Annotated in this window: 12 protein-coding genes; 8 read left to right on the forward strand and 4 right to left on the reverse strand. The window is 65.6% G+C overall.

What is annotated here, in order from left to right; genetic code table 11:
- Positions 1 to 870 precede the first annotated feature (870 nt).
- Positions 871 to 2613, forward strand: coding sequence for a hypothetical protein (locus MTR72_RS25710; RefSeq protein WP_341511479.1), 1743 nt, complete (start codon positions 871 to 873; stop codon positions 2611 to 2613).
- Positions 2614 to 2685: 72 nt separating this feature from the next.
- The gene (locus tag MTR72_RS25715; RefSeq protein ID WP_341511480.1) at positions 2686 to 2976 is read left to right on the forward strand and encodes a TonB-dependent receptor plug domain-containing protein; all 291 of its coding nucleotides are present in this window, start codon (positions 2686 to 2688) and stop codon (positions 2974 to 2976) included.
- Between the two features lie 58 nt (positions 2977 to 3034).
- On the opposite strand, the gene hutU is transcribed toward MTR72_RS25715, so the two are convergent.
- Genes hutU through hutI form a run of 3 tightly spaced genes read right to left on the reverse strand, consistent with a single transcriptional unit; the run spans position 3035 to position 7498 of the window.
- Entirely contained in the window at positions 3035 to 4705 is a 1671-nt protein-coding gene (hutU, locus tag MTR72_RS25720; RefSeq protein ID WP_280965540.1) for a urocanate hydratase, read from the reverse strand.
- A 10-nt stretch (positions 4706 to 4715) separates the two neighbouring features.
- The gene (gene hutH / locus MTR72_RS25725; RefSeq protein WP_341511481.1) at positions 4716 to 6287 is read right to left on the reverse strand and encodes a histidine ammonia-lyase; all 1572 of its coding nucleotides are present in this window, start codon (positions 6285 to 6287) and stop codon (positions 4716 to 4718) included.
- Positions 6284 to 7498 carry an imidazolonepropionase gene (gene hutI / locus MTR72_RS25730; protein ID WP_341511482.1) on the reverse strand — a complete coding sequence of 405 codons (1215 nt, stop codon included), beginning with the start codon at positions 7496 to 7498 and terminating at the stop codon, positions 6284 to 6286. The genes hutH and hutI overlap by 4 nt, the downstream gene beginning before the upstream one ends.
- Before the next feature lie 83 nt (positions 7499 to 7581).
- Here hutI and MTR72_RS25735 point away from each other — a divergent pair, with 83 nt between their 5' ends.
- The 6 genes from MTR72_RS25735 to MTR72_RS25760 all read left to right on the forward strand — a co-directional run bounded on the left by MTR72_RS25735 (position 7582) and on the right by MTR72_RS25760 (position 13604).
- Positions 7582 to 8940, forward strand: coding sequence for a formimidoylglutamate deiminase (locus tag MTR72_RS25735; protein WP_341511483.1), 1359 nt, complete (start codon positions 7582 to 7584; stop codon positions 8938 to 8940).
- The gene (gene hutC, locus MTR72_RS25740; protein WP_280965544.1) at positions 8937 to 9665 is read left to right on the forward strand and encodes a histidine utilization repressor; all 729 of its coding nucleotides are present in this window, start codon (positions 8937 to 8939) and stop codon (positions 9663 to 9665) included. Before MTR72_RS25735 ends, hutC begins: the two co-directional genes overlap by 4 nt.
- A 114-nt stretch (positions 9666 to 9779) precedes the next feature.
- The gene (locus MTR72_RS25745; protein ID WP_280965545.1) at positions 9780 to 10745 is read left to right on the forward strand and encodes an ABC transporter substrate-binding protein; all 966 of its coding nucleotides are present in this window, start codon (positions 9780 to 9782) and stop codon (positions 10743 to 10745) included.
- Between the two features lie 78 nt (positions 10746 to 10823).
- The gene (locus MTR72_RS25750; protein WP_341511542.1) at positions 10824 to 11597 is read left to right on the forward strand and encodes an ABC transporter permease; all 774 of its coding nucleotides are present in this window, start codon (positions 10824 to 10826) and stop codon (positions 11595 to 11597) included.
- Positions 11594 to 12379, forward strand: a complete 786-nt coding sequence (locus MTR72_RS25755) for an ABC transporter ATP-binding protein (protein ID WP_341511484.1) — start codon at positions 11594 to 11596, stop codon at positions 12377 to 12379. The genes MTR72_RS25750 and MTR72_RS25755 overlap by 4 nt, the downstream gene beginning before the upstream one ends.
- Positions 12372 to 13604, forward strand: a complete 1233-nt coding sequence (locus tag MTR72_RS25760; protein WP_280965547.1) for a Zn-dependent hydrolase — start codon at positions 12372 to 12374, stop codon at positions 13602 to 13604. The genes MTR72_RS25755 and MTR72_RS25760 overlap by 8 nt, the downstream gene beginning before the upstream one ends.
- 239 nt (positions 13605 to 13843) lie before the next feature.
- Here the strand turns inward: MTR72_RS25760 and MTR72_RS25765 are convergent, their stop codons facing one another.
- The gene (locus MTR72_RS25765; RefSeq protein ID WP_341511485.1) at positions 13844 to 14305 is read right to left on the reverse strand and encodes a hypothetical protein; all 462 of its coding nucleotides are present in this window, start codon (positions 14303 to 14305) and stop codon (positions 13844 to 13846) included.
- Positions 14306 to 14329: the final 24 nt, after the last annotated feature.

Below are 14329 nucleotides of genomic sequence, written 5' to 3' on the forward strand. Positions count from 1 at the left end.
ACGCCCCGCAAGTAGGCCGGCTTTTTGCCGGGTATGATTGTTGGTGCCCCGCTCTATCGCAGCCATCTTCGAACTTCGATGCGTGCGCCGTTAGAATTTCTCCAGAGCGGTCATGTTGCGACGATCTGTCCGCTGCTTGTTTAGAAGTGTTCAAACACAGCGCGATTGATGCCGCGCAGGACGCCGTCGAAAGGCGCGCTGCGGATCACGATCCGGCATCGCCGTACGAGACTGAGAGAGATCCGCCAACGACCTCACGGCGTAGTCACGCGCATTGAACCCCGCGTGAGCCTTTGCGAGTTCATGCGACAGATCGGAATATCTCGCGGCTTGAACGATCCCTTTCAATGGATCGCCTTGGAGCCTTCTCATGACAAAGATATACGTTGCCGCCGCCTTCCGGCTCGTTCTGTCACTCGCGACACCCAATGCGGCACAGGCCTGGTCCGGGCCGGCATCCGTCGGTATCGCGCCGCCCACAGCCATTGCGTGCCCCGAGAACGATGAGCGAACGGAATGCAGCTCCGCCGTAGTTGCGCGCGGCATGGCTGTGGCGCTCGCGCGCAAGGCGATGCAACCGCACCCCTACGTTCGCCGGAGCGCGCAACACCCGACCTATTCACCGCCTCCACCGTCGCGATCCCCGGCTCATGAAGAAGATCCGTTGGCGTCGATGCATTTCGAATGAACGGCACGATCGCGTCACAGCCGCGATTGTCGAAGCAAGCGACTCAACCGTTTGCGGAGCGCTCGTGGATGCGCCGGCTCAATCGGGCTGCATCCATTGACATCGACGTGACGACCGGGGCAATTTTCGCTTTGCTGGCGAATCAGCATGTCTCATGCCGGGTACCTCTTGGACAATTTCCAGTGCTTTCGAGACTGATAGCGTTGCTGCGCCGCCTTCCTGCGGTGCAATGGGCGTTCGGCAGGCTTCGGCCTTCGCCGCAGGTCGATGCCGCGAGCATCGCGCCGGTCGCTCTGGAACCCCCTCCGGCCGCTGTTGTCGATAGCACGGAAGCTTCTCCGACGGCTTGCACCGAGGCCGGCATCGGCAGCGAGCCATCTCACGACATCATAACAGAGGTCGCCCCGATTGCCGTGGAGAGCGAGACGATCGCGGATCTCGCGGAAGAGCCTTCGGAAGGCCGCCCCGATGTCGCCACTGTCTCATCCTGCACCACGCTTGCGGACGTCGAGCCGGTCATCGCAAATGACGCTCCGGTCCTCGTTGTCGATAGCTCAGACCACTCCGATGCGCCGGTCATCAGCATCGCCGGCGATCCAGGCCCCAGCGGCGCGGAGGAGGTCGAGCCGGTCGCCGCGGACGGACCAGCTATTCTTGAGGTCACCGAGAGCTCGCCGGGAACCCCGGCAGATATTGTCGGCGATGGGTCACTCGGCAGCAGGGCCGCTGACGTCGAGCCGGTCACGCTAGACGCCTCTGCGGTCACCCCAACTGTGCTCCCGAAAGATCTTCAGGCCGATCCTCCGGATGTCAGCATCGACTACGACACCGCAGAGATCGAGGCTGTCACGGTCGAAAGCACAACGGCCGCCATCGTTGAAGCAGCGGAGGCTTCTCCGGCGGCTTGCACCGAAGCCGGCATCGGCAGCGAGCCGTCTCACGATATCTCCCCCGACGTCGCGCGGGTTGCCGTGGAGAGTGCGACGATCGCGGATCTTGCGGAAGAGCCTTCTCAAGGCGGCCCCGATGCCGGCACTGACTCATCCTGCATCATGCTTGCGGACGTCGGGCCGGTCATCGCAGATGACGCTCCGGTCGTCGTTGTCGATAGCTCGGGCCAATCCGATGCACCGGAGGTCAGCACCGCCGGCGATCCAAGCCACGGCGACACTGTGGATGTTGGGCCGGTCGCCACGGACGGACCAGCCATTGTCGAGGTCGCCGAGGTTGAATCTATTGCGGCAGACGTGTCTCCAGCCGCGCCGGTCGGGCACGCGGAAGATCGTCCTGACGAGAGCGCAGAGGGCGCGCCGGAGGCGTTGACGGATATTTCCGGTGACGCGCCATCCAGCAGCACGGTCGCCGATGGCGAGCCTGTCATGGTAGACGCCTCTGCGGCCGCCCCGATCGATCTTGCCGAAACTGCTCCGGTCGATTGTCCTGAGGGCAGCATCAGCAGCGACACCGCTGCCAGCGAGGCCCTAACCGTCGAAAGTGCTCCAACCACATTGGCCGACGCGACTGAGACCTCCGACGAGCCGGTCGCGGCTGTCACCCTTCGTTCGGCGGAAAGCCGCGATGTTCCGAAGGCCCCGGTCAAAGCCGCAGAGCCCGTTGATCGCGCCACGCTGATCCGGCGGCGTTGGGCGGAAACTGGGATAAGGATGTGGAACCCGCGGCTGCATGGCACCGGCGAGGCCGCGCTGAACATTCAGGGGCGCATCGAGCTGTTGCCGCCTGCGCCCGGCGAGACGATGCCGCGCTACGACAAGCTCGAATTCAGGATGCTCGGCGGACAGATCGTCTGCGAGGGCGTCATTGTCGAGGCGCCCGTGGGCCAGCGCAGCTTCACCGTGCTCGCCGAACGGCGCCATCCCGAGCGTGCGCGCGAAGCAAGCGCGGGACGTCAGGCCGTGCTGGCCTGATCCTTTGACGTGCAACCGCCCCCTGCGATGTGGTAGGCTGACATGCCGACATGGAGGTCGCTGGGAGGTCGCATGCCCGCCAAGCTTCTGCGAACGATCGTGATCGCGGCCGTGTGCGTCTCACATGCGGCCTTCGCCGCTTCGGCCGAACGGCCGCGCCATGTGACGGCCTCGAAACCGGCGTCTTCCGTTGATCCGGCAGCACCTTACAAGGCAAATCAACTGTCGTCGTCGCGCAGCGAGACGATCCTGAACACGCCCGGGCAGACCACTGTGCTCACGCGACAGGTCCTCGACGACATGAATGCGACGAGCCTGAGGGATGCCATGCGCTCGACCGCGGGCGTGACGGTCGGGCGATAGCGCGTATTCCTCCTGCGTCATGCGCAAAACCAGCACGTGCTGAAGCGCAGAGCCGCGACTACCTCGCCAGGCTCGGCAGGTCGAGCCCGTTGGCGTGGGCGCAGTCGATCGCGGTGTCGTAGCCCGCATCGGCATGGCGCATGACGCCGGTGGCGGGGTCGTTCCACAGCACGCGTTCGATCCGCTTTGCCGCCTCCGGCGTGCCGTCGGCGACGATCACCATGCCGGCGTGCTGAGAATAGCCGATGCCGACGCCGCCGCCGTGATGCAGCGAGACCCAGGTCGCGCCGCTCGCGCAATTCAAGAGCGCGTTGAGCAAAGGCCAGTCGGACACCGCGTCCGATCCGTCGCGCATCGCCTCGGTCTCCCGGTTGGGGCTGGCCACCGAACCACTGTCGAGATGATCGCGGCCGATCACGACCGGCGCCTTGAGCTCGCCGCGCGCCACCATCTCGTTGAAGGCAAGGCCGAGCCGGTGGCGGTCGCCGAGCCCGACCCAACAGATCCGCGCCGGCAAGCCCTGGAACTTGATGCGGGATTTCGCCATGTCGAGCCAGTTGTGCAGATGCTTGTCGTGCGGCATCAGCTCTTTCACCTTGGCGTCAGTCTTGAAGATGTCCTCGGGATCGCCCGACAGCGCCGCCCAGCGGAATGGACCCACGCCGCGGCAGAACAGCGGGCGGATATAGGCGGGAACGAAGCCGGGGAAATCGAACGCGTTCTTCAGGCCCATGTCCTGCGCCATCTGGCGAATGTTGTTGCCATAGTCGAGCGTCGGGATGCCCTGCGCGTGGAAATCCAGCATGGCCTGGACGTGATCGACCATCGAGGTCTTTGAGGCGCGCTCGACCGCCTTGGGATCGGAGGTGCGCTTGGCCTCCCATTCGGCGAGCGTCCAGCCCTTCGGCAAGTAGCCGTTGATCGGATCATGTGCACTGGTCTGATCGGTCACGATGTCGGGCTTGACGCCGCGGCGCACCAACTCCGGAAAGATCTCCGCGGCATTGCCGAGCAGACCGACCGAGACGGGAGTCTTGGTTGTCGTCGCTTCCGCCATGATCGCCAGCGCCTCGTCGAGCGTCGCGGCCTGACGATCGAGATAGCCGGTGCGCAGCCGCATCTCGATGCGGCTCGGCTGGCATTCGACCGCGAGCAGCGAGGCGCCGGCCATGGTGGCAGCCAGCGGCTGCGCGCCGCCCATGCCGCCGAGGCCAGCGGTGAGGATCCACTTTCCCGCGAGGCTGCCACCATAGTGGCGACGGCCGACCTCGACGAAGGTTTCGTAGGTGCCCTGCACGATGCCCTGGCTGCCGATATAGATCCACGAACCCGCCGTCATCTGGCCGAACATCATCAGACCCTGACGATCAAGCTCGTTAAAATGATCGAGCGTCGCCCAGTGCGGAACGATATTCGAGTTCGCGATCAGAACGCGCGGCGCATCCGCATGGGTACGGAAGATGCCGACCGGCTTGCCGGATTGGACCAGCAAGGTCTGGTCGCCTTCGAGCTTGCGCAGCGAAGCCGTGATCCGATCAAAGCTCTCCCAGTCGCGCGCCGCGCGGCCAATGCCGCCATAGACGACGAGCTCGCTTGGCCGCTCCGCCACGTCCGGATCGAGATTGTTCATGAGCATGCGCAGCGGCGCTTCCGTCAGCCAGCTCTTGGCGCTGATGTCGCCGCCGCGGGGGGCGCGAATGATGCGGTCATTGTCCAGTCGGCGGTTCATGAAGACCTCTTTAGCCAAGTCTCGAGTCAAGTCTCGGAAACGGATCGGTTGAAAGCATTGAGAGCGCGACGGCGGGCAGCGCATCGGCTTCGATCAGCGCGGCTGCGTTTGCGAGATCACCGGCCATGTAGCGGTCGGCACCGAGTGCGGGCACCTGTTCGCGAAGCGCAGCGATGACGGCGACGAGCGGCGCGCTCGTGGCATGCGGAGCGCGCAGCGTGATGCCCTGCGCGGCGACCAGGAGCTCGATGCCGAGGATGGAGGCAAGATTGTCCGCCATGTCGGAAAGGCGCCGCGCGGCATGCGCCGCCATCGAGACGTGATCTTCCTGGTTGGCGCTGGTCGGCGTCGAATCGATCGAGCAGGCGAGCGCGCGCTGCTTGTTCTCGGCATAGAGCGCGGCTGCCGTGACCTCGGCAATCATGAAACCGGAATTGAGACCGGGATCTGGCGTCAGGAACGGCGGCAGGCCGAAGTTGAGCGCGGGGTCGACCAGAGTCGCGATGCGTCGCTCGCTAATCGCGCCGGTCTCCGACAGCGCCAGCGCGATTGCGTCGGCAGCAAAGGCCACCGGCTCGGCGTGGAAATTGCCGCCGGAGACGATCTCGCCGGTCTCGACCAGCACAAGCGGATTGTCGGTGACGGCATTGGCCTCGACGATCAGGGTTCGCGCGGCCTGCGCGATCAGGTCGAGCGCAGCACCCGCGACCTGCGGCTGGCAGCGCAGGCAATAGGGATCCTGCACGCGCTCGTCGCCCTCGAGATGCGACAGCCTGATATCGCTGCCCTCAAGCAGTGCGGTCAGCGTTGCCGCCGCGGCGATCTGCCCGGCATGGCCGCGCAATCGCTGGATTTCGGGGCGGAACGGCGCCGTCGACGCCATCGCCGCATCGACCGACAGCGCGCCGGTGACGAGCGCGGCGCGGGCGAGGCGATGCGCGCGCAGCACGCCCGAGATGGCGTAGGCGGTCGAGAACTGCGTGCCGTTGATCAGCGCGAGGCCCTCCTTGGGGCCGAGTGTCAACGGTGCGAGGCCCGCGGCGGCGAGTGCCTCGCCGCCGGGCACGGTCTTGCCGTCGACGATGGCCTCTCCCTCGCCGATCATGACGGCCGTCATGTGGGCGAGCGGCGCGAGGTCGCCGGAGGCGCCGACCGAACCCTGCTGCGGCACCAGCGGGTAGACGCGGCGCGCCAGCATTGCCTGCAACTGCTCGATCACCTCGCGGCGCACGCCGGAAGCACCGCGCCCGAGCGAAACGATCTTCAGCGCCATCATCAACCGCACGATCGGTTCAGGCGTTGTCGGCCCGACGCCGCAGCAGTGCGAGACGATGAGATTGCGCTGGAGCAGCACGGTCTGGTCCGGCGGAATCCGCTTCGACGCGAGCTTCCCGAAGCCGGTGTTGATGCCGTAGGTCGGCGTGGCGGCCTGCGCGGCCTTTGCGACGATCTCCGCCGCCGCCTCGACTCGCGGCCAGAACGACGGATCAAGAATGACGGAAGCGCCCGCGAGCACGCGTGCGAGATCGTCGAGGCCAACCGTTCCCGGCGCGACGATGATCGGTGCGCCCGCCTCCGTCACTGTCTCCTCCACACCCGCCGATGCAGCGGGTTGAAGCCGATGCGGTAGACCAGCTCGGCGGGACGCTCGATGTCCCAGATCGCGAGGTCGCACCATTTGCCGGCTTCGAGAGTGCCGGTTTCAGCGAGCATGCCCAGCGCGCGCGCGCCTTCACGCGTGACGCCGGCGAGGCACTCGGCCATCGTCATTCGGAATAGCGTCGCGCCCATGTTCATCGCGAGCAGCAGCGAGGTCAACGGCGAGCTGCCGGGATTGCAGTCGGTCGCAAGCGCCATGCTGACGCCGTGCTTGCGGAACATGTCGACCGGCGGCTTCTGCGTCTCGCGGATGAAATAGAAGGCGCCAGGCAGCAACACTGCCACCGTGCCGGCCTTCGCCATTGCAGCCACGCCGGCCTCATCAGTGTGTTCGAGATGATCGGCCGAGAGCGCGGAAAATTTTGCCGCAAGTGCCGCGCCGCCGAGGTTCGACAATTGATCGGCGTGCAGCTTGACCGGCAGCCCGAGCGCCCTCGCCGTCTCGAACACCCGCGCAGTCTGCTGAGCCGAAAACGCAATGCCTTCCATGAAAGCATCGACAGCGTCGGCAAGACCGGCCTTCGCCACCGCCGGCAACATCTCCTCGCAGACGAGATCGATGTAGCTGTCCTTGTCGCCATTGGCTTCAGGCGGCAGCGCGTGCGCGCCGAGAAAGGACGTGCGGATCGCGACCGGCCGCATCCGGCCAAGGCTGCGCGCGGCCGCGAGCTGCCGCGTCTCGGTTTCGATATCGAGGCCGTAGCCGGACTTGATCTCGACGGTGGTTGCGCCCTCGCCGATCAACGCATCGAGCCGCGGCAGCGCGCTCGCGACGAGATCGGCCTCGCTCGCCTTGCGCGTCGCGGCCACGGTGGAGACGATGCCGCCACCGGCGCGCGCGATCTCCTCGTAGCTCGCGCCCTTCAGGCGCAGCTCGAACTCGTGCGCGCGGTTGCCGCCATAGACGAGATGGGTGTGACAGTCGACGAGGCCCGGCGTGATCCAGCGACCCTCGCAATCGATGCGTTCGACCGCATCGGCATCCGCCGGGAAGTCCGCCTGCGCGCCGGCATAGACGATGCGGCCGCCGCGCGCGGCGATCAGGCTATGCTCGATCTCGCCGAGATCGGGACGGTCGGCCCGCATCGTGGCGAGCCGGGCGTTGTACCAGATCCGATCGAAGCGCTCTGCCATGCGGTGGTCCCTCGCCCTGGATGCTTGACATATATGTCTAGACATATAATCGTGGCGCGGTTCTGTCCAGCCGGCATGCAAACATGACACGACTGCATTTCGCCTCCGCGCTGCTGCCTTCGGGCTGGGCCAATGACGTGCAGGTGGTCGTCACCGCCGGCGCGATTGCCGCGGTGACTGCCGGCGTGGCGCCGGAGGCCGGCGACGAACGCCACCAAATCGCGCTTCCCGGGCTGGCGAGCCTGCACAGCCATGCGTTTCAGCGCGGCATGGCGGGATTGGCTGAGCTGCGCGGCGACTCGACCGATACGTTCTGGACCTGGCGCGAGACGATGTATCGCTTCGCGCTGGGGATGACGCCGGACGACGTCGCGGCTGTCGCGACGCTGCTTTATGTCGAGATGCTGGAACAGGGTTTTACCCGCGTCGGCGAATTCCATTACCTGCATCACGACCGCGACGGCGCGCCCTATGCCGACATCGCCGAGATGGCCACGCGCATTGCACAGGCTGCCGACACCTCCGGCATCGGGCTCACGCTGCTGCCGAGCTTCTATGCGCACGGCTCATTTGGCGGCAGGGCGCCGCATGACGGGCAGCGCCGCTTCATCTGCTCGGTCGATCAGTTCGCCGCACTGATGGCTGCTTCGCGCAGGGCAATCAGCACATTGCCGGATGCCAATATCGGCATCGCGCCGCACAGTCTGCGCGCCGTGACGCCGGACGAGCTCGCGGCGATCATTCCGCTCGCGGACGGCGGTCCCGTGCATATTCATGCCGCCGAGCAGGTCAAGGAGGTCGAGGATTGCCTGGCCTGGTCGGACCGGCGGCCGGTGCAATGGCTGCTGGAGAACGCGCCCCTCGATCAACGCTGGTGCCTCATTCACGCGACCCACACCACGCCTGAGGAAGTCGCTGCGTTCGCCGCCACCGGCGCGGTTGCCGGCCTTTGCCCGGTGACCGAGGCAAGCCTCGGCGACGGCATCTTTCAGGCTCGCGAGTTCCTCGATGCCGGAGGCGTATTCGGTGTCGGCACCGATTCCAACGTGCTAGTGGGCGTCGCCGACGAGCTGCGCCAGCTCGAATATGGGCAGCGGCTGAGGCATCGCGAGCGGAACGTCCTCTCGGGCGGTGCAGGTCAATCGACGGGACGCGCCCTGTATGGCCACGCACTTGCAGGCGGCGCGCGGGCGCTGGCGCAGAAAACCGTCGGCCTCGCGCCGGGCGCGCGCGCCGACATCATCACGCTCGACGCCGAACATCCGTCGCTGGCGGGACGCCGCGGCGATGCCGTCATCGATGGCTGGATCTTTGCGGCCGGCACCGGTGCGATCGATTGCGTCTGGGCCGGCGGCAACAAGCTCGTCGAAAGCGGACGGCATAGGCTACGCGTCAAGGCACGGGAGCAATTCAGCGCAGCGGTGCGGAGGCTCCTCGCATGAGTCTCGCCACCAATGCTGCCGACAAGCCGACGCTCTACAAGCGGATCCGGGCCGACATCGAGAAGCGCATCCTGACCGGCGAATGGCCGCCCGGGCATCGTATCCCCTTCGAGCACCAGTTAATGGCGCGCTATGGCTGCTCGCGCATGACAGTGAACAAGGCACTGTCCGAGCTTGCGCAGGCCGACCTGATCGAGCGGCGGCGCCGCGCCGGCTCCTTCGTGCGCCGCCCGCAACACATGTCGGCCGTGCTCAAGATCGCCGACATCCGCGCGGAGATCACCGCACTCGGGCGCGCTTACGGCTACGAGCTGATCCATCGTAGCCAGCGCGCAGCAACCGCCGCCGATCGCGTCCGTCTGGGGGTCAAGAAGGCCGGCAAAGTGGTCGCGATCGCCTGCCGGCACAGCGCCGACAACGTGCCGTTTGCGGTCGAGGACAGGCTGATCGATCTTGCCTCCGTACCGGAGGCCGCGAGCGCGGACTTTGCACGCGAACCGCCCGGTTCGTGGCTGCTTCATCATGTCCCATGGACAGAAGCCGAGCACACGATCAGCGCCATTGTTGCGGATGATCGCACGGCGGAGGCGCTCGACATCGCCGTTGGCGCGCCCTGCCTGGTGATCGACCGCTATACGTGGCGCAGCGCACGTACCATCACCGCCGTGCGGCTGCTCTATCCCGGTGACTCTCACCGCCTTGTCGCCCGATTCCAGGGAGGCTGAGAGCAGGATGTCGGCACATTTCGTGCAACGCTTCGGGCAACGGTCCATGCGGACAGGACCGATATGAAGAGATCAACAGGACGTCAATCCATCGATTGCAAGAGGACCACAATCATGCGTAGTTCAAAACTATTCGCGACAATCATTGCTCTCGCGGTGTCCGGATCCGCGCTTGCGGTGTCCAGCCCGGCGCTCGCCGACGACGTCAAGGTCGGCGTCGGCATCTCCGGATGGACCGGCTTTGCGCCGCTGACGCTCGCCAAGGAGGCCGGCATCTTCAAGAAGAACGGCCTCGACGTGACGATCAAGAAGATCCCGCAGAAGGATCGCCACCTCGCTATCGCCTCCGGCGATGTCCAGTGCGCTGCAACCACCGTCGAGACCTGGATTTCGTGGAACGCCAACGGAGTCGCAACCAAGCAGATCTTCCAGCTCGACAAGAGCTTTGGCGCCGACGGCATGGCCGTGCGCAATGACGTCGCCGCGATCAAGGATCTGAAGGGCAAGACAGTTGCGGCTTCCGCGCCGGGCACCTCGCCCTATTTCGCGCTGGCCTGGATGCTCAAGAAGAACGGCCTTTCGGTGAAGGATGTCACCGTCGTCAACCTGGAGCCGGCCGCGGCTGCGCAAGCCTTTGTCTCCGGCCAGAACGATGCGGCGATGACCTATGAGCCGTATCTGTCGACCGTCCGCGCCGCGCCCGACAAGGGCAAGATCATCGCGACCACGCTCGACTATCCGATGGTCATGGACACCTTCGGCTGCACGCCGAAATTCCTGACCGACAATCCGAAGGCAGCCAAGGCGCTCGCCGACAGCTATTTCGAGGCGTTGGACATGATCGCCAAGGATCAGGCCAAGGCCTACGAGATCATGGGCGCCGACGTGAAGCAGAGCGGCGAGCAGTTCGGCAACTCGGCGAAGTATCTGCGCTGGCAGGACAAGGCCGCGAACCAGAAGTTCTTCGCCGGCGATTTCCTGACCTTCAACAAGGACGCCGCGGAGCTCCTGCTCGAGATCGGTATCATCAAGGCTGCGCCGAAGGTCGAGGACCTCTTCGACGCGAGCTACATCAAGTAAACTGCCTTGAGAGCTGCCGGTCCCGCTTCGCGCGGGGCCGGCGCATGACTTAAGCTACCGGTTCGGATAGATCGTTTGATGCGCCCCCTGGATCCCGTGACATCGAAGCAGCGCGCGGCCTACGGCCTTGCGTTCTTCGTGCTGTTCGTCGCCCTCTGGTCGTGGGCGACGTTCGGCGGCCATGTATCGAAGACCTTCCTCGCCAACCCGTTGACCATGGTGCAGGAAGGTGTTGACCTGCTGACCCAGCATGGCTTCATGTTCGACATCGGCATGACCATCTGGCGCGTCGTCGGCGGGTTTGTGCTGGCCGCGATTCTCGCGGTGCCGCTTGGCGTACTGATGGGCGCCTACAAGCCGATCGAGGCGTTCCTCGAACCCTTCGTCTCGTTCGCGCGGTATCTTCCCGCCTCAGCCTTCATTCCGCTGCTGATCCTGTGGGCCGGCATCGGCGAACTGCAAAAGCTGCTCGTCATCTTCATCGGCTCGGTGTTCCAGGTCATCCTGATGGTGGCGGTGACCGTGGGCGCCACGCGGCGCGACCTGGTCGAGGCCGCCTACACGTTAGGGGCCAGCGACCGCGGCATCATCCGCCGCGTGCTGCTGCCCTCCTCCGCACCGGAGATCGCCGAGATCCTGCGGCTGGTGCTCGGCTGGGCCTGGACCTACGTCATCGTCGCCGAGCTGATCGGCTCGTCCTCGGGCATCGGCCACATGATCACCGACAGCCAGGCGCTGCTCAACACCGGCCAGATCATCTTCGGCATCATCGTCATCGGCCTGATCGGCCTCATCTCCGATTTCCTGTTCAAGGCGTTCAACGCCTGGCTGTTCCCGTGGAAGCTCGCATGACGACGCTGAAGATCGAGCAGGTCTCGCGAACCTTCGCCGCGCGCCACGGCAATGCCCCGACCAAGGCGCTGGAGCCGACCGATCTCGTGATCGGCAACAACGATTTCGTCACCATCCTCGGTCCCTCCGGCTGCGGGAAGTCCACGCTCCTTCGTATCGTTGCCGGGCTCGACCGCCCGACCAGCGGGCGCGTCACGCTCGACGGCCGCGAGGTAACCAGCCCCGGCGCCGATCGCGGCATGGTGTTCCAGTCCTACACGCTGTTCCCCTGGCTGACCGTGCGCGAAAACATCGCCTTCGGCCTGCGTGAGCGCGGCGTTCCGCTGAGCGAGCGCCACAGGATCGCCGACGCATTCATCCGCCGGGTCGGCCTCACCGGCTTCGAGAACCACTGGCCGAAGCAACTCTCGGGCGGCATGCAACAGCGCACGGCGATCGCGCGTGCGCTCGCCAATGATCCGAAGATCCTCTTGCTCGACGAGCCCTTCGGCGCGCTGGACAACCAGACCCGCGCGCTGATGCAGGAGATGCTGCTCGGGATTTGGGAGCGCGACCAGAAGACCGTGCTGTTCGTGACGCACGACATCGAGGAGGCGATCTTCCTCGGCAGCCGCGTCATCGTCATGAGCGCGCGTCCCGGCCGCATCAAGGCTGAGATTACCGTGGACCTGCCGCATCCGCGCTCCTACAAGATCAAGACCACGCCGGAATTCGTCCGGCTGAAGGAACGGCTGGTCGAAGAGATCCGCACCGAGGCGTTGAAGGTTGCCGAACATGCCTGAGACACAGTCGCGCGCCAATGGCGAACGCGTTCTCGCCGATCTCAACGCGCTGCGCGCCATCGGCGCCTACAAGACCGGCGTGCACAAGCCGACCTTCTCCGAGCCGCACAAGCAGTCGCTGGAATGGTTGATGCAGAAGCTGCCCGAGGCAGGCCTCACCGGCTCAATCGACGGCATCGGCAATGTCTTCGGCACCAGCGCAAGACTGGGACCGAAGCTGCTGGCGGGATCGCATCTGGAAAGCCAGAACTACGCCGGCTGGCTCGACGGGCCGCTCGGCGTCGTCTATGCGCTCGAAGCCGCGCGCGTGCTCAATTCTGATCCCTCGCTCAAGGGAGCGGTCGAGGTTGCCGCCTGGTGCGACGAGGAAGGACATTTCGGGCACTTCCTCGGCTCGCGCTCCTATGTCGGACAGGTGACCGAGGCCGACATCGACGTAGCGCGCGACCGCACCAGCGGCCGGACCATGCGCGAGGCGCTCGCCGACATGGGGCTTGCCGGACGCGCGCGTGTCGCCGCCGAGCCGGGGCGCCATGTCGGATATCTGGAGGCGCATATCGAGCAAGGCGACACGCTCGAAAGCGGACGGCTCGCGATCGGCGTCGTGACCTCCATCGTCGGTATCTGGCAGTACCGCATCGATTTCACCGGCGAGCAGAACCATGCCGGCACCACCCGCATGGCCGCGCGCAAGGACGCAGGGCTCGCGCTGGCAAAGTTCTGCGTGGCGATCGACGAACGCTTCCCGGCCGCATGCGGACCGCGCACCGTCTGGACCACCGGCCGCATCACGCTCGATCCGGGCGCGCCGAGCATCATTCCCGGCAGCGCCGAGATGCTGTTCCAGATCCGCGACGACAACCCGGCCGTGATTGCGCGGCTGGAAGAGCTGCTGCGCACGATGGCGGATGAGACCAACGCGAAAGGTCGCTGCACCGTGACGGTGGAGCGGATCCGCACCGGCGCCCCGGCCATGATGGATTCCCGCTTCCAGGAGGCGATCGAGGCGGCAAGCAGCGCGCTTGCGGACGGACGATCGCTCCGCATGCCCAGTGGCGCCGGCCATGATGCGCAGATGCTCGCGACCGTCATGCCCGCGGGCATGCTGTTCGTGCCGTCGATCGCCGGCATCAGCCACCATTGGACCGAAAATACCGCCGACGCCGATATCGTCACGGGCGCACAGGTCTTCGTCGAGGCCTGCCGGCGTATCCTCGGCGGCTAGATGACCTCCGTATTTCGGGAGCTTGCTCTCCCTCACGGGGCCAGCCTGACCTAGACCAAGAGACTAGGAGCCGAGCCTGTCGATCAGCCATCGCCGCGCATCCTTACCCAACGAAAGGATGGGAGGCTGCTGTGTTGCAGGAACAGGCCGACGGATTGGTCGCAGATCCGCCCGAACGCGCCTTGAATGACAAGGCGCGCTCCGGACGGCGCGACGAGGCCCGAACGCGAAAACCATGCTCACGTCTGAGTATCAACCTGGTTGGTACGGCCGGATGACGTCGCCTGCTGCGCGGCATAGGCAGCCGCCGCGCTCGAGGCCGGCGAATATCTTGCGAAGGCTTCGGCGAGTTCCTCGGCGGTCTCGGTCAGCTCCTTCATGACGGCCAGATTATCCGTCGGTTGACCTCCGGAGGAGTGACGGACCTCGAAGGAGATCCCGTTCGGGAGGTCCACGTGGATCTTGTCCAATCCGACGACACCCGGCCCGTCGTCGTTGTCGGCGCCGGAGGCCCCGTTCGTCCCGTCGGTGCTCGTGGCCTGATGGCCGGAAGTATCCCGGCGCGCCAGCCTCTCCACGAAATCTTCAATGGTCTTGAGCGTGGCGCTGTCGAGACCGCCATTGCCGAAGCTGACGACTCCAATCGACATGCCATTGGGCAGATCTACCTTGATCGCGTCGTAAGGCGCATCGGCGTTCATGCCGGGCGCCAGCGTCGAGCCACT

The organism is Bradyrhizobium sp. ISRA442 (genome assembly GCF_038085055.1).
GTDB lineage: Bacteria > Pseudomonadota > Alphaproteobacteria > Rhizobiales > Xanthobacteraceae > Bradyrhizobium.